This window comes from Acidimicrobiia bacterium, from assembly GCA_035948415.1.
In the GTDB taxonomy this organism is placed as follows: domain Bacteria; phylum Actinomycetota; class Acidimicrobiia; order IMCC26256; family PALSA-555; genus PALSA-555.
Map to the genome: position 1 here is coordinate 1 of DASZJD010000018.1, position 17,795 is coordinate 17,795.

Consider the following 17,795-nt stretch of genomic DNA (forward strand, 5'->3'; position numbering starts at 1 on the left):
CGACCACGACGGCGCGGTACGCGCTCGAGCTCGTCGACGTCCGCGCCGCGTACGGCACGATCACCGTGCTCGACGGCGTCACGCTGCGGCTCGAGCCCCGGAAGGTGTTCGCCCTGCTCGGCCCGAACGGGGCCGGGAAGAGCACCACCCTGAAGGTCATCAGCGGCCAGCTGCCCCCGTTCGACGGCACGGTCTCGCTGTTCGGCCAGCGGGTGAACGGCTGGTCCCCGGACCGCCTGGCCCGAGCCGGGCTGTGCACGATCCCCGAGGGCCGCGGCATCTTCCCGAACCTCAGCGTGCTCGAGAACCTGCGCATGATCACGTACACCGGCGTCTCGCTGCGCGACGTCGAGGAGCGGGCCTTCCAGCGGTTCCCGCGGCTCGGCGACCGCCGCAAGCAGGTGGCGGGGACGCTGTCGGGCGGCGAGCAGCAGATGCTGTCCATGGCCCGGGCCATGGCCACCGAGCCGCGCGTCCTGCTGCTCGACGAGCTGTCGATGGGCCTGGCCCCGCTCATCGTCGAGGAGCTGTACGAGGTCGTCGGCCGCATCGCCGCCGAGGACGTGGCGATCGTCATCGTCGAGCAGTTCGCGCACGAGGTGCTCGGCGTCGCCGACGTGGCCGCGATCATGCTCCACGGCCGGATCCAGTACACGGGCCCGCCCCGGGAGGTTGGCGAGACGCTCCAGCGCGCCTACCTCGGCGGGGCGGTCCCCGAGTAGCCGTCGAGCGTCACGGCTCGTAGGTGCCGTCGTCGCGGCGCGACCACCCGGCGGCGGCATGGCTGCCCCCGTCGACGTGCAGCACCGTGCCGGTGACCCAGCGCGAGAGGTCCGAGGCCAGGTAGACGACGGCACCGGCGCCGTCGTCGACGTGGCCCCAGCCGAGCGGGACCTTCCGGCCGTAGGCCTCGCGACCGTCGGGGCTCACCGCGTCGGCCAGGCCCGCGTCCCCCGGCGTGGGCATGGCGTCCGGGGCGACGGCGTTCACGCGGATCTGGCGGGGCGCGAGCTCGAGCGCCAGCGTCCTCGTCAGGCTCTCGACCGCGGCCTTCATGGCGGCGTAGACGCCGAAGCCCGGCGCGGCGCGCGACGCCTCGATCGAGGTGACGTTCACGATCGACGCGCCCGCCGGCAGGAGGTCCCAGGCGGCGCGCACGAAGTTCGTGACGCTGGTGAAGTTCTCGTCGACGAGCGACCGTTGGCCCTTCTCGCTCACGTCGGCGAACGGCGCGTAGAAGCCGCCGCCGGCGTTGTTCACGAGGACGTCGACGCGGCCGTAGGTCGCCTCGACCGCACCGAGCCAGGACCGAACCGCGTCCCCGTCGCGAACGTCGAGCTGGGCGCCGACGAACCGCCGCCCCGCGGCCTGGACCGCCGCCGCCGTCTCGGTCATCGGGTCCCGGTCGCAGCCCGCCACGTCGGCACCGAACCGGGCCAGGGTCACCGCCGTCGACGCCCCGATGCCGCGCGCGGCGCCGGTGACGAGCGCCACCTTCCCGTCGAGCGCGACCGCCGAGGGCCCGAACGGCATCGCCGCCTACCGGACCGTCGGCTGGACGCGAGGCCCGGCCTCGAAGCGCCGCTGCCCCTCGGCGATCGACTCGGGATCGCTGCCGAGGCCGATGTACACCTTCGCCAGGCTGAGCGCCTGCGTGCGCGCGAGCTCCCGCGCCAGCCAGATCGAGCGGACGGTTCCCTGCGTGGCTAGCGGCGGCGCGGCCGCGATCTCGGCCGCCACGGCGTGGGCGCGCCGGAGCAGCTGGTCCTCGGGCACGACCTCCTGGACGAGCCCGACCTGGTGGGCCCGACGGGCCGACATGCGCTCGTGGTTGCCGAGCAGCGTCAGCCGCATGATCTCCCCGAAGGGCAGGCGCGCCGCCATCAGGATCGGCTCGAAGGCGGCCGTCATCCCGTAGCTGACGTGGGGGTCGAAGAACGTCGCGTGCTCGGCGGCGAGGATGGTCTCGACCTCCCCGAGCATGTAGAAGGCGCCGCCGCAGGCCATCCCGTTCACCGCCGCGACGACCGGCTTCCAGCAGTCGGCGGTCTTGGGCCCGAGGGCGAGGCCGGGGTCGTCCATCATCCACGGCCCGGTCGGCTGCGGGACCACCTCGGAGCGATCGATCCCGGTGCAGAAGGCCCGGTCGCCGGCGCCGGTGAGCACGACCGCGCGCACGTCGTCGGCGAAGCGGAGCTGGCGCCAGACCCCGTGCAGCTCCCGGGCCATGGTGGCGTCGAAGGCGTTGAGCCGGCCCGGACGATCCAGCGTGATCGTGGTCACGCCGTCGGTGTGCTCGACGCGCAGGGTCTCGAGGTCGGGCATCGGCGCGAGGCTACCGATCGGGTCGCGAGCGAGCCGCGGCGTCGGAGGTGGCGGGCCGGGCTCCGGCGCGGTCACCATCGCGGTCGCGGCCGACGGGCCGCGCCGCGCGACGCACCGAGAGGGCCTGATGACGACCGCTGACGACAGCCCGGTCCCGGACTACCCGCAGCTGCTCCGCCTCGACGGGCGACGCTTCGTCGTCGTCGGCGCCGGCCAGGGCATCGGCCGCCAGGCCGTCCACGCCCTGGCCTCCGTGGGCGCCCGGGTGGTCTGCGTGGACGTCGACGCCGACCGCGCCGGCGAGGTCGCGGCCGAGGTCGGCGGGTACGCGGTGGTCGGCGACGCCACGCGCCGGGCCGACGCCGAGCGCGTCTTCGACGAGGTGGCCGGCGCGCTCGGCGGCCTCGACGGCGTCGTGGACATCGTCGGGATGGCTCGCTACGCCACGCTCCTCGACGTCGACGACGAGGAGTGGGACTGGCACTTCGACGTCGTCCTGCGCCACGCCTACCTCGCCGTGCAGCTCGGCGGGCGCCGGCTCACGGCCGGCGCGGGGGGCGTGATGGCCTTCGTGGCGTCGGTGTCGGGGCTCACCTCGGCCCCGCGCCACGCCGCCTACGGCGCGGCGAAGGCCGGGCTCATGGCGCTCGTGCGCTCGGCCGCGGTCGAGCTAGGCCCGAGCGGGGTTCGCGTCAACGCCGTCGCGCCCGGCGTCGTGTGGACGCCCCGCGTGTCCGCCGTCCTCGGCGAGGAGGGGCGGGCCCGCAACGAGGCCAACACGCCCCTGCGGCGCGTGGCCCAGCCCGCCGACATCGCCGCCGCGCTGCTGTTCCTGTGCTCCGACCTCTCGTCCTACGTGTCGGGGCAGACGATCGTCGTCGACGGCGGCGTGGCCGCCAAGTTCCCGTACCCGATGGCCAGCTGAGCGGGCGGGCCGTGTTCGTCCGCATCGACCTGCAGCCCCACCCGCCGCTCGTGACGCTCGAGGAGCCGGAGGACACGAGCCGCTTCCACGTCGCCGTCCACGGGCGGTCCGGGCCGGCCGAGCAGGCCCGCGTGTTCGGCGCCCTCGTCGACGCCGCGGCCGGCCGGCTCGACGGCGCCGACGCCTGGATCACCGTCGACGCGGTGCGGCGGCTGGCGGCCGGCCGCGTCGGGCCCACCTGGGACGACGACCTGGCGCGGATGCTCGAGTACGCGCGCGCCAAGGGGTGGCTCGACGAGGCCACCCACTCCATCCGCGCCCACCTCGAGTGGTCGGCGTGACCGCGCCGACCGGCCGGGTGCTCGTGGTCGCCTGGCGCTCGACGGCCCCGCCGACCCTCCCGGACGGCTGGCGCGCCGAGCCCGTCCTCGCCGACCAGCGCGCGCTCGACCGCGCCGGGTCGAAGGGCCGGACCCCGCCCCCGTTCCACACCCTGCTCTGGTGCGACGACCCCGCCGCGGTGCCGCTCGCCCTCCCGGCGGGCCTGGCGCCCGCCGTCGAGCGCTGGGGCGGCTTCGGCTTCCGGTCCCGTCCGGCGTGGGACGACACCGCCGCCGGCGGCGTGCGCCCGCAGGTGAAGCAGGTGTCGTTCCTGCGCGCCCGCGCCGACCTCGGGCCGGGGGCGTTCGCTCGGCACTACCGCGAGCACGTCGCCGTCGCGCGCGTCCATCACCCGGCCGTCTGCCGGTACGCGCAGCACGACGTCGTCGAGGCCGCGGGCGACGCCGGCCTCGACCCCGAAGGGATCTCGGAGCTGTGGTTCGCCGACGAGGCCACCCTCGTCGAGCGCTACTTCGCCGGTCCCGACAGCGTGCCGATCGTCCGGTCCGACAACCGGGAGTACATCGACTTCTCCGGCACCCTGTCGCTCCTCGTGCGACCGTGCGACCCCGCCCCGTGAGCGAGCACGAAGCCGAGCTCCGCTCCACCTTCCGGGCCTTCTTCGCCAAGGAGGCGCCCCCGGACCGAGTGCGCGCCGCCGACGCCCGGCAGCCACCGGGGTTCGACCCCACGCTGTGGGCGCAGGCCCGCACCCTCGGCGTCCCCGAGATGGACGGCGCCAGCCTGGCCGACCTGGCCGTGGTGGCCGCGGAGCACGGGCGGGCCCTGGCCCCGATCCCCCTCGTCGAGGCGATCGTCGCCGCCCGTCTCCTCGCCCGCCTCCCGCACCGCGCCGCCGACCCCGTGACGCTCGGGACCCTCGCGGTGCAACCGGCGGCCGACGGGGTCGCGCCGCTCGTGCCCGCCGGCACGGTGGCCGACGCCGTCGTCGCGCTCGACGGCGACGAGCTGGTCCTGGCCCGCGACGGGCGCGTCGGCGACGCCCCCGTGAACCTCGCCGGCGCGCCGCTGGCGACGTGGGCCCTCCACGACCGGGTGGTCCTCGCGCGCGGCGCCGACGCCACGACCCGCTTCGCCGACGCGGTCGACGAGTGGCGGCTGCTCACCGCGGCGGCGCTCGTCGGCCTGGCCCGCCGCGCCCTCGAGCTCGGCGTCGACTACGCGCGCGGTCGCCGCCAGTTCGGCGTCCCCATCGGCTCCTTCCAGGCCCTCCAGCACCGGCTGGCCGACGTCCGAGCCGCCGTCGACGCCGCCGACCTGCTCGTCGGCGACGCCGCCGACCGGCCCGACGCGCGCCGAATGGCGGCGGCGTTCCTCGCCGCCACCCGGGCCGCACGCGACGCCGCCGGGACGAGCCTGCACGTGCACGGTGGCTACGGGTTCATGCTCGAGTACGACATCCAGCTCTACTTCCGGCGCGCCACCGCCTGGCCGCTGGCGATCGGCGACCCCGCCGACGAGCTCGCCCGCCTCGCCGACCTGCTCGCCGCCGACGACTGGACCCTCCTCGACCCGCCCCCCTGCGGCTTCCGGGCCGAGGTGCGGGCGGCGCTGGCCGAGGCCTGCACCGACGACGTCCTCGAGCGCGTCGCCGCGACCGGCACCGTCCACGACTGGGGCCTCCACCGCGCCCTGGCCGGGCGCGGCCTCCTCGGCGCGGGGTGGCCGGTCGAGTGGGGCGGCGCCGACCGCGACGAGCACGACGTCCTGGCGCTCTGGGAGGAGCTCGAGCGCGCCGGCGCCCCGGCCGACGGGTGGGGCACGACCGAGCTCGTGGCCCGCACGCTCGCGCTCGTCGGCACCGACGAGCAGCGGCGCCGGGTCATCCCGAGCTTCCTGGCCGGCGACATCCTCGTCTGCCTCGGCTACAGCGAGCCGGACTCGGGCTCCGACGTCGCCGCCGCGACGACCCGCGCCACGCGTGACGGGGACGACTGGGTCATCAACGGGCAGAAGATGTTCACGACCCTCGCCCACGAGGCCGCGTACGTGTTCCTGCTCACCCGCACGAACCCCGAGGCCCCGAAGCACCGCGGCCTGACGATGTTCCTCGTGCCGATGGACCGACCGGGGATCGAGATCACCCCGGTGCGCACGCTGAGCGGCGAGCGCACGAACATCACGTACTACAGCGATGTCCGGGTGCCCGACGCCTGCCGAGTGGGCGACGTCGACGGGGGATGGGACGTGATGCGGGTGGCGCTGGCGTTCGAGCGTCGCCCGACGATGGTCGGCGAGCTCGACCGCCTGCTCCGTTGCTTCCTGGGCTGGGCCCGCGGGCGGGCCGACGCGCTCGAGCGCCCCACGGTCCGCGCCCGCGTCGCGCGCGGCTGGATCGACCTCGAGGCCGGGCGCCGGCTCAGCGAGCGCATGGCCGCGGTCGCGGCCGGCGGCGAGCTCCCGATCGTCGAGGGATCGGTCGCCAAGCTGTGGTCCTCGGAGGCCCTCGTGCGGGCCGCGGCGGCGCTGCTCGACACGCTCGGCGCCGAGGGGGTGCTCGCGCACGGGGCGCCGGGCGCGCCCGCCGACGGCGCCGTCGAGCTCCTGCACCGACACGCCCAGGTCACGACGATCCGGGCCGGGACCAGCGAGATCCAGCGCACGATCATCGCCGAGCGGGGCCTCGGCCTGCCCCGCGCGGGCCGCTAAGGCGAGGTCGTCAGGGCGTCCGGCCCGTCGTCGGTGACGACCACGGTCTCGCCCCAGACGGCGCCGTCACCGCGAGCCTCGACGTAGACCACCATCCCCGGACCGAGCACGTCGTCGGCGCGCAGCGCCTCGTGACCCATCCCCAGGCCGTCGACCGTCACCCCGGCCGCCGTCACGTCCGAGACCCGCGCCCCGTGCCGGCACGCGGCGACGCCGGCCGCGGCCGCGGCTCGCGTCCCGCCGTCGTCGGGCCAGGTGCGGGCCAGCACGCCCGCCCAGCCGCTGCGCAGCACGCCGACCCGGGCCGACACCCGGTCCTCGACGACGTCGATGGCGGGCGGGAACGCCGGGGTCGTCACGCCGAGCTGGCCCATGCGCGCCACGAAGGCCCCGGCCAGCCCGACGGCCCCGATCGTCGGCCCCGCGGCCGCGACGGCGGCGAGGGCGTCCTCGGCGACGCCGACGGCGGCCCGGATCGCGACCAGGTCCCCGGCGGTCTTCGTCCGCCGCACCTCGCGGAGCAGCGCCTCCCCGTCGGCCAGCTCGGCGTCCGGGTAGACCGCGGCGAGCAGCTGCGCGAACAGCGGTGACATCCCGTCGACGCCGAGCGTGCGGACCGTCGTGCCCGCGGTGGCGACCGCGGCGGCGGCGACCAGGTTCATCGGGTTCCACGAGATCGGGTACAGGTTCGCCGGGCGCACGTCCACCGGCACCCCGTCGTCGGTGACGCTCAGCAGGTGGACGGCGCCGGTCTCGCCGACCAGCACGCACGACGGCGCGAACGGCCGGGTGCCGGCCAGCCAGAGCCGGTTGGCTCCCGACACGTACCGCGCGTTGGCCTCGCGGCCGAGCACGAGGACGTCGATGCCGGCGGCGGCCATGGCCGCGCGCGTGCGCTCCCGATGCTCAGCGGCCGACGTCATACCGGTCGTAGCGCAGGTTCGACAGCCGCTCGACGCCGCTGTCGGTGACGGCCACGATCTCCTCGGCTCGGAAGCCGCCGTGGCCGTCCTCCCAGATCACCGGCTCGAGGACCAGCACCATCCCCGGCGCCAGCACGAGGGACTCGTCGAAGTCCTCCCCGAGATCGGTGCCGACGTACGGCATCTCGGCGCTCTCGGTCCCGGTGCCGTGCGCCAGGTAGAGGTGGGCCAGCCAGGGCCGGCGGCCGTACACCTCCCCGGCGGCGCGGGTGAGGTCGCGGGCCGTGGCTCCCGGCTTCGTGACCTCGAGCACGGCGTCGACGACCTCGAGCCACCGGCGGGCGTGCTCGCGGTGGCGACCGTCGAGCTCCCACCCGATCACCCAGGTGTGGCCGTAGTCGGACTGGTAGCCCTCGTAGTGCATGCCCGTGTCGACGAAGACCACGTCGCCGTCGGCGAACCGCCGCGTCGTCGTGACGGTCGGGAAGACGACGTCGCCGGTGGCCGAGTAGGGGCCGGCCGCGATCGTCGGCGGCATCACCTGCCAGACCGGGTCGACGGTGTTGCCGGACGCCCCGAGCTCGAGGATCCGGGCGAGGAAGAGGCCGGTGAGCTCGGTGGCGGCGACGCCCGGCGCGGCGGCGTCCTCGACGTCGGCGATCGCGGCCTCGTTGATCGCCTGGGCCCGGCGGATGCACTCGAGCTCGTCGGCGGTCTTCGCGATCTTCGCCGCCGTCAGCGCCGCCGCCGCGTCCTGCGGCTCGCGGCCGGCCAGCGCCTGCCACAGCGGCACGGTGGCGTCGTCGACGGCGAGGCGCCCGGACGGCAGCGACCCCGCCAGCAGCCAGGCGCCGTCGTCGAACTCGAGGTTGAGGCCGGGCCGCACGTCGACGCCGAGATGCGGCGGCACGGTCTCCGGCGCCCACGTCCAGACCGTCGGCGGCGACCCGTCGGCGGTCACGACCGCGACGGCGCGCCGGTGCAGGGCCTCGCTCTGGTCGGTGCTCGGCATGCGCGCCCCGGTGGCGTAGCCGACGCTGCCCTGCCCGAGCAGGACCAGCACGTCGAGGCCGTGGGCGGCCATGCTCTCGACGAGCCGTTCGTGGCGCTCCCGGCCGAGGCGCGCCTGGTCGAGCGGGCGCTCGGGGGCCGGCGCGGCGGCGATCACAGGGGCAGCTGGTAGGCGTCGACCGCGTTGCGCCCGAGGATGCGCGTCTGGGCGGCGACGTCGAGGCCCTCGAGACCCTTGCGGAGCTCGTCGACGATGCCGGGGTGGTACTCGGGGTGGGGGTAGTCCGAGGCCCACAGGATCCGGTCGGCGCCGAGGAACCCGGCGCAGGCGGCGAGGTTCCACTCCTCGGCCTCGAACCCGGCCCAGCACTGCCGCTGGAAGTACTCGCTCGGGAGCATCGAGAGCCAGCGCTGCTCGAGCGGGAACGCCCGCACCTGCTCGTCCATGCGCTCGAGCTGGGTCGGGATCCAGCCGCCACCCGACTCGAGGAACAGCAGCCGCAGGCCCGGGAAGCGCTCGCACACGCCCCCCATGAGCAGCCGCCCGAGCGTGACGATCATGTCGACGGTGTTGCCGACCGCCTGGCCGAGGCCGGAGCCGCCGTGCAGCTCGTCCATCGCCATGTTCGTGATCATCATGTTCTCGTCCTCGGCGACGAGACCGAACTTCCGGCACGCACCCGGCGTGTCGACGTGGACGCCAGGGTGGAACGCCACCGGGACGTCCAGCTCCTGCACCGCGGCCCAGAACGGGTCGTACACCGAGTGGTTCAGCGGGAGCTCGTCGACGTACGCCGAGGGGCGGACGAACACGCCGCGCAGGCCCAGCTCGCCGACCGCCCGCTGCGCCTCGGCGACGGCACGGTCGATGTCCTGGAGCGGGACGCCGCCGATGCCGAAGAGCCGGTTCGGGAACGCGGCGCAGTACTCCGACACCCAGTCGTTGTAGGCGCGGATGCAGGCGGTGACGAACTCCACGTCGTGGAGGGCGTCGATCGGGTCGCACGGGCCGTAGAAGAGGGCCTGGGACGGGTAGAGGACGGCGGCGTCGATGCCGTCGGCGTCCATGTCGCGCACCCGGGCCTTCGGGTCGTGCCCGCCGGGCACGCGCAGGCTCTGGAGCAGGTCGAAGAACTCGCGGGGCGTCATGCCGACCGCGGCGGCCATGCGGTCCTGGAGCTCCCGGCCGCCGCCCCGGACCCGTCCGCCGAGGTAGAAGACCTCGTACACCTCGTCCTCGACGACCTTGCGCGGGATCCAGTCCCCCCACCGGCCCCCGTCCATCCGCTCGACCCAGAGGTCGTCGGGCTCGTAGGTGTGGCCGTCGGCGTCGATCACAAGCTGGTCGGCCGGCATGGCGCCTCCGGGTCGCGAGGACGAGCGGGCGGAGTCGCCGTCACGTTACGCCGCCGCGACGCCCGGCGGCCGGCCCACTCAGCTTGACCGGGTCAGGTGCGGGGCGACGTCGCGGTGGAAGGCGTCCATCTGGTCGAGGAGCTCGTCGAGGGAGCGGTTCCGGAACCGGATCTGGAGATGGCCGACGCCCATCGCCCCGAACTCGTTGAGGCGCGCCGCGATCGAGTCCGGGCTGCCGGCGAGCGTCGCCTCGCCGACGTCCCACCCGGGCGTGCCGACGTAGAGGAGCTCGGTGATCGTGCCGAGGTCGATCGGCTCGTCGCCGCGCGTCTCCCGGCGGTGCTCGAGGAGGTAGGCGATCTGCGCCGGCATGTCGGCGCGGGGCGTGCCCTGAGGCAGCCAGCCGTCGCCGCGCTCGGCCGCTCGCCGCAGCGCCGCCTTCGACGAGCCGCCCACCCAGATCGGCAGCCGCGCCTGCCGGGGCCGGGGGGCCATCGCGCCGTCGTGGAGGTGGCCCCAGTACGGGGTCCGCACGTCCGGGTACTCGTGCGTGAACGCCTCCCGCACCACGTCGATGGCGGCGTCGGTGACGGCGCCCCGGCCGGCGTAGTCGAGGCCCAGCAGCGCGAACTCGCCCTCGAGGTGGCCGGCGCCGACACCGAGGATGGCCCGGCCGCCTGACAGCTCATCGAGGGTCATGAACGACTTCGCGGCCTGCAGCGGGTGGCGGTAGCTCAGCACGTAGACGTGCGAGAGGATCCGCACCCGGCGGGTGATGCCGGCGATCCACCCGAGCGTCGCCACGGTGTCGTACCAGGTGGAGCCCATGTGGGCGTCCAGCGGCTTCGTGACCGCCAGGTGGTCGCAGACGGCCACGTAGAAGAAGCCGGTCTCGTCGGCCTTGCGGACGATGGCGGCGAGCTCGGCGGCCCCGGCGTCAGCCTCCCAGTCCTCGGCGAAGGTCTTGCTCTTCGCCTGCACCTGGAGCTGCATGCCGTAGACCAGCTCCCCGTCGGGGACGATCGTGGTCACGGCGTGGCCTCAGGCCCGGTGCAGCACCGCGTGCGTGGCCTCGAACGCGACCCGTTGCGCGTCCTTCGAGCCGTCGAGCACTGCGTCCATGTTGAAGAAGCCGTGGAACATGCCCGGGGCGCGATGGATCGTGACCGGCACGCCGGCGGCGTGGAGGGCCCGGCCGTAGGCCTCGCCCTCGTCGCGCAACGGGTCCATCTCGGCGGTGACGATGCACGCGGGCGGGAGGCCGGCCAGCGACGTCGCCTTGATCGGGGACGCGTACGGCTGCTCGCCGTCGGCGTCGTCGGCGAGGTACTGCTCGCGGAACCACTCCATCTGCGGCACGGTCAGGAAGTACCCCTCGGCGTTCTCGCGCTGCGACGGGTACTGCGCCCGCGTCGCCCCCAGGTCGATGACCGGGTAGACGAGGAGCTGGAAGGCCACGGGCGGACCGCCCCGGTCCCTCGCCATCAGCGCCACCACCGCGGTGAGGTTGCCGCCGGCGCTGTCGCCGGCGAGCGCGAGCCGAGCGTCGTCGATCCCGAGCTCGGCGGCGTGGTCCGCCACCCAGCGGGTGGCCGCGTACGCGTCCTCCGGCGCCGCCGGCCAGCGGTGCTCGGGCGCCAGCCGGTAGTCGACCGACACGACGACGGCGCCGATGGCGTTGGCGAGGCGCCGGCAGGCGCCGTCGTGGCTGTCGAGGTCGCAGATCACGAAGCCACCACCGTGGAAGTACACGACGCCCGGTCGCGGGCCGCCGTCGGCGGCGGGCCGGTAGACCCGGACCGCGATGTCGCCGTCGGGGCCCGGGAGGCGGCGGTCCTCGACCGCGGCGATCGGCTCGACGTCAGCCGGGCGCGGCAGCTGCTTGGCCAGCTCGCGGGCCTCCGCCGCCGAGCGCGTCCGCTCGACCCGGGGGAAGTGCTGCTCGAGGACCTCGATGACGGCGGCGGCGCTCGGGTCGATCGGCATCGCAGCGGCACACTACCGCCGGGCTGACGACCCGTCAGGTGCCTCGGTAGCCTGCGACGCGGCCCGGCGAGGGGAGTGCGGTGCGAGCCGACGAGCGGTGGGTGAGCATCCCCGGTCTCGTGCGCGCCCGGGCCGAGGACTTCGCCGGCCGGGAGGCTCTCGTCGACGACCACGGCGCGACGCGCGCCAGCTTCGCCGATCTCGGCGATCTCACGGTCCGGTCGACGCGCGCGGCGATGGCGACGGGGCTACGCCCCGGGGACCGGGCGTCGGTCTGGGCCCCGAACGTCCACGAGTGGATCACCGCCGCCCTCGGGATCCTCGGCGCCGGCGGCGTCCTCGTGCCGCTCAACACCCGCTTCAAGGGGGCCGAGGCCGGGTTCGTGCTCGGGAAGGCCAGGGCGCGCCTGCTCTTCACCGTCACCGGGTTCCTCGGCACCGACTACGTCGCCCTCCTGCGCGGGGCCGACGTCGACCTGCCCGCGCTCGAGCGGATCGTGGTGCTGCGCGGCGAGACGCCGGACGAGGCCGCCGGGTTCGACGAGTACCTGGCGGCGGGGGAGCGGGTCCCCGAGGCCGCCGCGCTCGAGCGCATCGGCGCCGTCCGAAGCGGCGACCCGTCGGACATCATCTTCACGTCCGGGACCACGGGCCGGCCGAAGGGCGCGGTGGTGACCCACGGCCAATCGCTGCGCGTGTACGAGGCCTGGACCGACGTGATCGGGCTCCGGGCGGGCGACCGCTACCTGATCGTGAACCCGTTCTTCCACACCTTCGGCTACAAGGCCGGCTGGCTGTCGTGCATCCTGCGGGGCGCCACGATCCTGCCCTTCCAGGTCTTCGACGTCCCGAAGGTCCTCGACGCCGTCCAACGGGAGGGCGTCACCGTGCTGCCGGGTCCGCCCACGCTCCTGCAGGGGATCCTCGACGAGCCGGAGCGACGCCGGTTCGACCTGTCGTCGCTGCGCCTGACCGTCACGGGCGCGGCCACCGTCCCGGTGAAGCTGATCGAGCGCCTCCGCGACGAGATGACGTTCGAGACCATCATCACCGGCTACGGGCTCACCGAGACCACGGGGACGGCGGCGATGTGCCGCCACGACGACGATCCGGACACCATCGCCAACTGGTCCGGTCGTGCCATCCCCGACACCGAGCTGCGCGTGGTCGACGACGCCGGCGAGGAGGTCCCGACGGGTCAGCCCGGCGAGGTGGTGGTGCGGGGCTACCACGTCATGCAGGGCTACTTCGAGGAGCCGGAGGAGACGGCGGCGACCATCGACCGCGACGGCTGGCTGCACACCGGCGACGTCGGGGTGATGAACGATCGGGGCTACGTCCGGATCACCGATCGCAAGAAGGACATGTACATCGTCGGCGGCTTCAACACCTACCCCGCGGAGGTCGAGAACCTGCTGCTCGCCAACGAGGCCCTGGCCCAGGTGGCCGTCGTTGGCGTGCCCGACGAGCGGCTCGGGGAGGTGGGGATGGCGTTCGTCGTGGCGCGGCCCGACGCGACCGTGGCGCCCGACGAGCTGATCGCCTGGGCCCGGGAGCACATGGCGAACTACAAGGTGCCCCGCTACATCGAGGTCGTGGACGCGCTGCCGCTGAACGCCAGCGGCAAGGTCCTGAAGTACGAGCTGCGGGCGCGGGCGCGGGCGCGGGCGCGAGCGCGCTGACCGCGCTCAGGCGTCGACCGGCTCCTCGAGCTCGGCGAGGCGCTGGGCCATCGTGGCCATGATCTCGTCGGCGAGCTCGGGGGTCTCGGCGAGCAGGCCCCGGAACTCCCGGCGTCCGATCACCTCGATGACGACCGGGGTCTTGGCCACCACGGTGGCGGTGCGGGGACGGTTGTCGAGCAGGGCGATCTCCCCGACGTAGCTGCCCGGCCCGCGCGTGGCCACCACCCGGTCGCCCTTGCGGACCTCGATCTCGCCGTCGAGCACGATGACGAACTCGTGGCCGGACCGTCCCTCCTTGGTGAGGACCGCCCCGGCGGGCTCGTCGAGCCGCGTGGCGAGGCTCGACACGAGCCGGAGCTGCTTCTTGGACAGCCCGCGGAACAGCGGCACGCGCTGGAGCCACTCCTCGGTCTTGCCGTGCTCCATGCGCCACCCTCCTGTCGCTCGGACGCGGCGGGCGCCCCCCGGCGACGCGGAGTCTAGGTTTGGCGCCCCGCGCGCCGCTTCGGCGACGGCCCGGCAGGGAGCCCCGCGCCGCGCGGCCCCGGCCGTCTTGCCCCCGCCGCCGCGGCGCGAGAAACTAGAACCTGTTCTCATCGAGGGGTCGCCATGCTGGACGTATTGATCCGGGGGGCCACGGTCGTGGACGGGACCGGGAGCCCGGGCCGACGCGCCGACGTCGGGATCCGCGACGGACGGGTCGTCGATGTCGGCCGGCTCGACGACGCGGCGACCGAGACCGTCGACGCCGCCGGCCTCGTGGCGGCTCCCGGCTTCGTCGACCCGCACACCCACTACGACGCCCAGCTGTTCTGGGATCCCACGGCCTCGTCGTCGAGCCTGCACGGCGTCACCACGATCGTGGCCGGGAACTGCGGCTTCACGCTGGCCCCCCTGGCCGAGTCGGACGCCGACTACACGCGCCGGATGATGACGAAGGTGGAGGGGATGCCCCTCGCCGCGCTCGAGCAGGGCGTCCCCTGGAACTGGTCGAGCTTCGCCGACTACCTCGGTCGGCTCGACGGGCGCGTCGGCGTCAACGTCGGCTTCCTGGTCGGGCACTGCGCCGTCCGTCGCCGCGTCATGGGCCCGGACGCGGTTGGCAACGAGGCCAGCGACGAGCAGGTCGCGGCGATGGTGCGCCTCCTCCACGAGTCGCTCGACGCCGGTGGACTCGGGTTCTCGACCACGCTGTCGTTCACCCACTCCGACGGTGACGGCGAGCCGGTGGCCTCCCGCTGGGCCAGCCGCGACGAGGTGCTGGCGCTGTGCGGCGCTGTTCGCGACCACGAGGGCACGACTCTTGAGTACGTCACCGACGGGTGCCTCCGTGGCTTCCGGCCCGACGAGGTCGACCTCATGGCGGCGATGACCCTCGCCGGTCGCCGGCCTCTGAACTGGAACGTGCTCACCGTCGACGCGCACGAGCCGGAGCGCTACCGCTCCCAGCTGGCGGCCAACGAGAACGCGGCCGCGGCGGGCGGGCGCGCGGTCGCCCTCACGATGCCCGTGCTCGTCGAGATGAACATGAGCTTCCGCAACTACTGCGCGCTGTTCATGCTGCCGGACTGGTCGACGGTCATGAACCTGCCCGTGCCCGAGCGCATGGCGAAGCTCCGGGACCCGCAGGTGCGCCGGCACCTCAACGAGCGGGCCCGTTCCCGCGACGCCGGGGTCTTCGCCCGCCTCACCGACTGGGGCCGCTACCAGCTCGGGGACACCTTCTCGGCGGCGAACGAGGGGCTGAAGGGCAAGCGGGTGGCCGAGCTGGCGCGCGAGGAGGGGCGGGACCCCTTCGACGTGCTCCTCGACGTGGTCCTCGCCGACGAGCTCCGCACGGTGCTGTGGCCGCTGCCGACCGACGACGACGACGGCTCGTGGTCGCTGCGCCGCCAGGCCTGGGAGCGCGACGACGTGCTCATCGGCGGGTCCGACGCCGGCGCCCACCTCGACCGTATGTGCGGGGCGCCGTACACGACGCAGTTCCTCGCCGACTGCCTGCGAGGTCGACGGCTGGTCCCCCTGGAGCGGGCCGTCGAGCTCATCACCTCGGCGCCGGCGGCGCTGTTCGGCCTGCGCGACCGGGGGCGGCTCGAGGCCGGCGCCCACGCCGACGTCGTGCTCTTCGACCCCGCCACCGTCGGGGCGCGCGACGCGTCGCTGGTCCACGACCTCCCGGGGAACACGACCCGCCTCTTCGCGGAGTCGGTCGGCATCGAGCGCGTCCTCGTGAACGGGCGCACCATCGTCGCCGACGGGCGCACCACCGGCGACACGCCGGGGGCGGTGCTGCATTCCGGTCAGGACACCGCGACGGTTTTGGTCCCGGCGGGGTCGTGAGCGAGGGCGACGCGCCGCACAACCGTCCCGCCGGTCGACGCGACCGACGGTGGTACGTTCCGAAGGGCTGACGCGCGAGTGAGGGAGCCCATGGCCGCGGGCGCGACGAAGGACTACCAGCTGCTGATCGGCGGTGAGTGGACCCCCGGCTCCGCGGGCGGGTACGAGGTCGTGAACCCGGCCACCGAGACCGTGATCGCCACGGCACCGGAGGCGACCGCGGCCGACGCGGAGGCGGCGGCCCAGGCGGCCCGCGACGCGCTCGGCGCCTGGAAGCGCACGTCGCCGGAGACGCGCGCCGGTCTGTTGCGCGCGCTCGCCGACGAGATCCGGACGCGCAACGACGACCTGCTGCCGCTCATCATGGCGGAGACGGGCGCCACGCTGAAGGTTGGGTCGGCGCTCCAGGTGCCTCAGGCGGTCGCCCGCTTCGAGCGCTACGCCCGAGGGGCCCTCGAGGACCTCTCGATCCCGCTGCCGCCATCGGTCATGGGGTCGACGCCGCTGGCCCCCGGGGGGCTCATCGGCGGCCTCGGGCTCCGCCAGCCCGTCGGTGTCGTCGCCTGCATCTCCCCGTACAACTTCCCGCTCGTGAACATGGCCGGGAAGGTCGGACCCGCGCTGGCGACCGGCAACACGATCGTCATGAGGCCGGCGCCGCAGGACCCGCTGGCGATCATCGAGTTCGCCGATATCTGCCAGCAGGTCGGCTTCCCGCCCGGTGTCGTCAACGTCGTGACCGGCTCCTCCCCCGACAGCGGGGAGGCGCTGGTGGCGTCGAAGAACGTCGACATGATCTCGTTCACCGGGTCCACCGCCGTCGGGTCCCGCATCTACGAAGCGGGTGGCGCGACCATGAAACGGCTGCTGCTCGAGCTCGGCGGCAAGGGCGCGTGCATCGTCTGCGAGGACGCCGACCTCGCGAAGGCCGTGACCGCGCTCGTCAGCGTCTGGGGGTTCCACTCGGGCCAGATCTGCACCGCGCCCACCCGGGCGATCGTCCACCGCAGCGCCTACGACCGGCTCGTCGCCGGGCTGCAGGCGGCGGCGCCGAACCTCGTCGTCGGCCCACCCGAGCGCGAGGACACGGTCGTCGGCCCGGTGATCTCGGCGCAGCACCGCGACCGCGTCGAGCGCTACATCGAGACCGGCGCCGACGAGGGCGGCAAGCTGCTCGTCGACGGGCGCCGTCCCGCGATGGACCGAGGCTTCTACGTCGGGCCGACGCTGCTCACCGACTGCACGAACGACATGCAGGTCGTGCGCGAGGAGATCTTCGGGCCGGTCCTCGTCGTGGTCCCCTTCGACGACGAGGACGACGCGATCGCGATCGCCAACGACTCGGACTACGGCCTCTACGACTACGTGTTCTCGGAGGACACGGGCCGCGCCTTCGAGATCGCCCAACAGCTCGAGGCTGGGCACGTCGGCATCAACACCGCCCAGCGGAACCACGAGGCGCCCTTCGGCGGCTTCAAGATGAGCGGCATCGGCCGTGACGGCGGGGAGTTCGGGCTGTACGCCTACACCGAGATCCAGAGCGTGATCTGGCCGGGGTAGACCGGATCAGGAAGGGATGCCATGAAGGGCCTCGTCTACGACGGGAGCAAGGCCGCGATCCGAGACGACGTCGAGGTGCGCGCCCCCGGCCCGACCGAGGTGAAGGTGCGCGTGGTGTCGGCCGGCCTCTGCCACAGCGACCTCAGCGTCATCGACGGCACGATCCCCTGGCCCAGCCCCGCGGTGCTCGGCCACGAGGGCGCCGGCATCGTGGCCGAGGTCGGGGAGGCGGTGCGGCACGTGGCGCCCGGCGACCACGTCGTGCTCCACACCCTCGCCTACTGCGGCGCCTGCAAGTGGTGCAACACGGGCCGACCGGCCTGGTGCCGCAAGAGCATCGCCAACGCCAGCCAGCCGTTCACGGTCGGCGGCGAGGCGGCGTGGAACTTCGCCGCCGCGTCGTTCTTCAGCGAGCACACGGTCGTGAGCGGCATCCAGTGCGTGAAGATCGACGAGGACATCGACCTGTCGGTCGCGTGCCTCATCGGGTGCGGCGTCTTGACCGGGATCGGCTCGGTCTGGAACCGCACCCGCCTCGGTCAGGGCGACACCTGCGCCGTGTTCGGCGTCGGCGGCGTCGGCCTCAACGTCATCCAGGCGGCGCGGGCGCGCGGCGCCCGCCGCATCTTCGCC

Annotated in this window: 17 protein-coding genes; 9 read left to right on the forward strand and 8 right to left on the reverse strand. The window is 74.3% G+C overall.

What is annotated here, in order from left to right:
- Window positions 1-722, forward strand: a 722-nt coding sequence (locus VG869_02215) for an ABC transporter ATP-binding protein (GenBank protein HEV3449992.1), incomplete at its 5' end; no start/stop codon positions are given.
- Between the two features lie 10 nt (window positions 723-732).
- Here the strand turns inward: VG869_02215 and VG869_02220 are convergent.
- Window positions 733-1,533: an SDR family oxidoreductase gene (locus VG869_02220; GenBank protein ID HEV3449993.1), complete on the reverse strand. Its 801-nt coding sequence runs from the start codon at window positions 1,531-1,533 to the stop codon at window positions 733-735.
- Between the two features lie 6 nt (window positions 1,534-1,539).
- On the reverse strand, window positions 1,540-2,325 hold the full coding sequence (locus tag VG869_02225; GenBank protein ID HEV3449994.1) for an enoyl-CoA hydratase/isomerase family protein: 786 nt from the start codon (window positions 2,323-2,325) through the stop codon (window positions 1,540-1,542).
- 127 nt (window positions 2,326-2,452) lie between these two features.
- Here VG869_02225 and VG869_02230 point away from each other — a divergent pair, with 127 nt between their 5' ends.
- Genes VG869_02230 through VG869_02245 form a run of 4 tightly spaced genes read left to right on the forward strand, consistent with a single transcriptional unit; the run spans window position 2,453 to window position 6,301 of the window.
- Window positions 2,453-3,250 carry an SDR family oxidoreductase gene (locus tag VG869_02230; GenBank protein HEV3449995.1) on the forward strand — a complete coding sequence of 266 codons (798 nt, stop codon included), beginning with the start codon at window positions 2,453-2,455 and terminating at the stop codon, window positions 3,248-3,250.
- A gap of 11 nt (window positions 3,251-3,261) precedes the next feature.
- Window positions 3,262-3,591: a hypothetical protein gene (locus VG869_02235; protein ID HEV3449996.1), complete on the forward strand. Its 330-nt coding sequence runs from the start codon at window positions 3,262-3,264 to the stop codon at window positions 3,589-3,591.
- Complete coding sequence (locus VG869_02240; GenBank protein ID HEV3449997.1) at window positions 3,588-4,211, forward strand: hypothetical protein; 624 nt, start codon at window positions 3,588-3,590, stop codon at window positions 4,209-4,211. The genes VG869_02235 and VG869_02240 overlap by 4 nt, the downstream gene beginning before the upstream one ends.
- Window positions 4,208-6,301 (forward strand): acyl-CoA dehydrogenase family protein, encoded by a 2,094-nt coding sequence (locus VG869_02245; GenBank protein HEV3449998.1) that lies wholly within the window; start codon window positions 4,208-4,210, stop codon window positions 6,299-6,301. The genes VG869_02240 and VG869_02245 overlap by 4 nt, the downstream gene beginning before the upstream one ends.
- Here the strand turns inward: VG869_02245 and VG869_02250 are convergent.
- From VG869_02250 to VG869_02270, 5 genes are all read right to left on the reverse strand, one after another.
- Complete coding sequence (locus VG869_02250; protein HEV3449999.1) at window positions 6,298-7,224, reverse strand: aminopeptidase P family N-terminal domain-containing protein; 927 nt, start codon at window positions 7,222-7,224, stop codon at window positions 6,298-6,300. The genes VG869_02245 and VG869_02250 overlap by 4 nt on opposite strands.
- A complete protein-coding gene (locus tag VG869_02255; GenBank protein ID HEV3450000.1) occupies window positions 7,208-8,392 on the reverse strand; it encodes a M24 family metallopeptidase in 1,185 nt (394 codons plus the stop codon). Before VG869_02255 ends, VG869_02250 begins: the two co-directional genes overlap by 17 nt.
- Window positions 8,389-9,591, reverse strand: coding sequence for an amidohydrolase family protein (locus VG869_02260; GenBank protein HEV3450001.1), 1,203 nt, complete (start codon window positions 9,589-9,591; stop codon window positions 8,389-8,391). The genes VG869_02255 and VG869_02260 overlap by 4 nt, the downstream gene beginning before the upstream one ends.
- A 78-nt stretch (window positions 9,592-9,669) precedes the next feature.
- On the reverse strand, window positions 9,670-10,623 hold the full coding sequence (locus tag VG869_02265) for a TIGR03619 family F420-dependent LLM class oxidoreductase (GenBank protein HEV3450002.1): 954 nt from the start codon (window positions 10,621-10,623) through the stop codon (window positions 9,670-9,672).
- A gap of 9 nt (window positions 10,624-10,632) precedes the next feature.
- On the reverse strand, window positions 10,633-11,577 hold the full coding sequence (locus VG869_02270) for an alpha/beta hydrolase (protein HEV3450003.1): 945 nt from the start codon (window positions 11,575-11,577) through the stop codon (window positions 10,633-10,635).
- 80 nt (window positions 11,578-11,657) lie between these two features.
- Between VG869_02270 and VG869_02275 the strand changes: the two genes are divergently transcribed.
- Window positions 11,658-13,259, forward strand: coding sequence for a FadD3 family acyl-CoA ligase (locus VG869_02275; GenBank protein ID HEV3450004.1), 1,602 nt, complete (start codon window positions 11,658-11,660; stop codon window positions 13,257-13,259).
- 6 nt (window positions 13,260-13,265) lie between these two features.
- Here VG869_02275 and VG869_02280 read toward each other — a convergent pair whose 3' ends face one another.
- The gene (locus tag VG869_02280; protein HEV3450005.1) at window positions 13,266-13,688 is read right to left on the reverse strand and encodes a cyclic nucleotide-binding domain-containing protein; all 423 of its coding nucleotides are present in this window, start codon (window positions 13,686-13,688) and stop codon (window positions 13,266-13,268) included.
- A gap of 183 nt (window positions 13,689-13,871) precedes the next feature.
- Here VG869_02280 and VG869_02285 point away from each other — a divergent pair, with 183 nt between their 5' ends.
- The 3 genes from VG869_02285 to VG869_02295 form a co-directional block, all read left to right on the forward strand.
- Window positions 13,872-15,602 carry an amidohydrolase family protein gene (locus VG869_02285; protein ID HEV3450006.1) on the forward strand — a complete coding sequence of 577 codons (1,731 nt, stop codon included), beginning with the start codon at window positions 13,872-13,874 and terminating at the stop codon, window positions 15,600-15,602.
- 90 nt (window positions 15,603-15,692) lie between these two features.
- On the forward strand, window positions 15,693-17,162 hold the full coding sequence (locus VG869_02290; protein HEV3450007.1) for an aldehyde dehydrogenase family protein: 1,470 nt from the start codon (window positions 15,693-15,695) through the stop codon (window positions 17,160-17,162).
- A 21-nt stretch (window positions 17,163-17,183) separates the two neighbouring features.
- A partial coding sequence (locus tag VG869_02295) for an alcohol dehydrogenase catalytic domain-containing protein (GenBank protein HEV3450008.1) occupies window positions 17,184-17,795 on the forward strand: 612 nt, incomplete at its 3' end.

Bases quoted from the DNA above. Each gene is read 5' to 3' on its own strand.
- VG869_02220 (HEV3449993.1), bottom strand. From the start codon at position 1,533: ATGCCGTTCGGGCCCTCGGCGGTCGCGCTCGACGGGAAGGTGGCGCTC.
- VG869_02260 (HEV3450001.1), bottom strand. From the start codon at position 9,591: ATGCCGGCCGACCAGCTTGTGATCGACGCCGACGGCCACACCTACGAG.
- VG869_02250 (HEV3449999.1), bottom strand. From the start codon at position 7,224: ATGACGTCGGCCGCTGAGCATCGGGAGCGCACGCGCGCGGCCATGGCC.
- VG869_02290 (HEV3450007.1), top strand. From the start codon at position 15,693: ATGGCCGCGGGCGCGACGAAGGACTACCAGCTGCTGATCGGCGGTGAG.
- VG869_02270 (HEV3450003.1), bottom strand. From the start codon at position 11,577: ATGCCGATCGACCCGAGCGCCGCCGCCGTCATCGAGGTCCTCGAGCAG.
- VG869_02225 (HEV3449994.1), bottom strand. From the start codon at position 2,325: ATGCCCGACCTCGAGACCCTGCGCGTCGAGCACACCGACGGCGTGACC.
- VG869_02280 (HEV3450005.1), bottom strand. From the start codon at position 13,688: ATGGAGCACGGCAAGACCGAGGAGTGGCTCCAGCGCGTGCCGCTGTTC.
- VG869_02285 (HEV3450006.1), top strand. From the start codon at position 13,872: ATGCTGGACGTATTGATCCGGGGGGCCACGGTCGTGGACGGGACCGGG.
- VG869_02230 (HEV3449995.1), top strand. From the start codon at position 2,453: ATGACGACCGCTGACGACAGCCCGGTCCCGGACTACCCGCAGCTGCTC.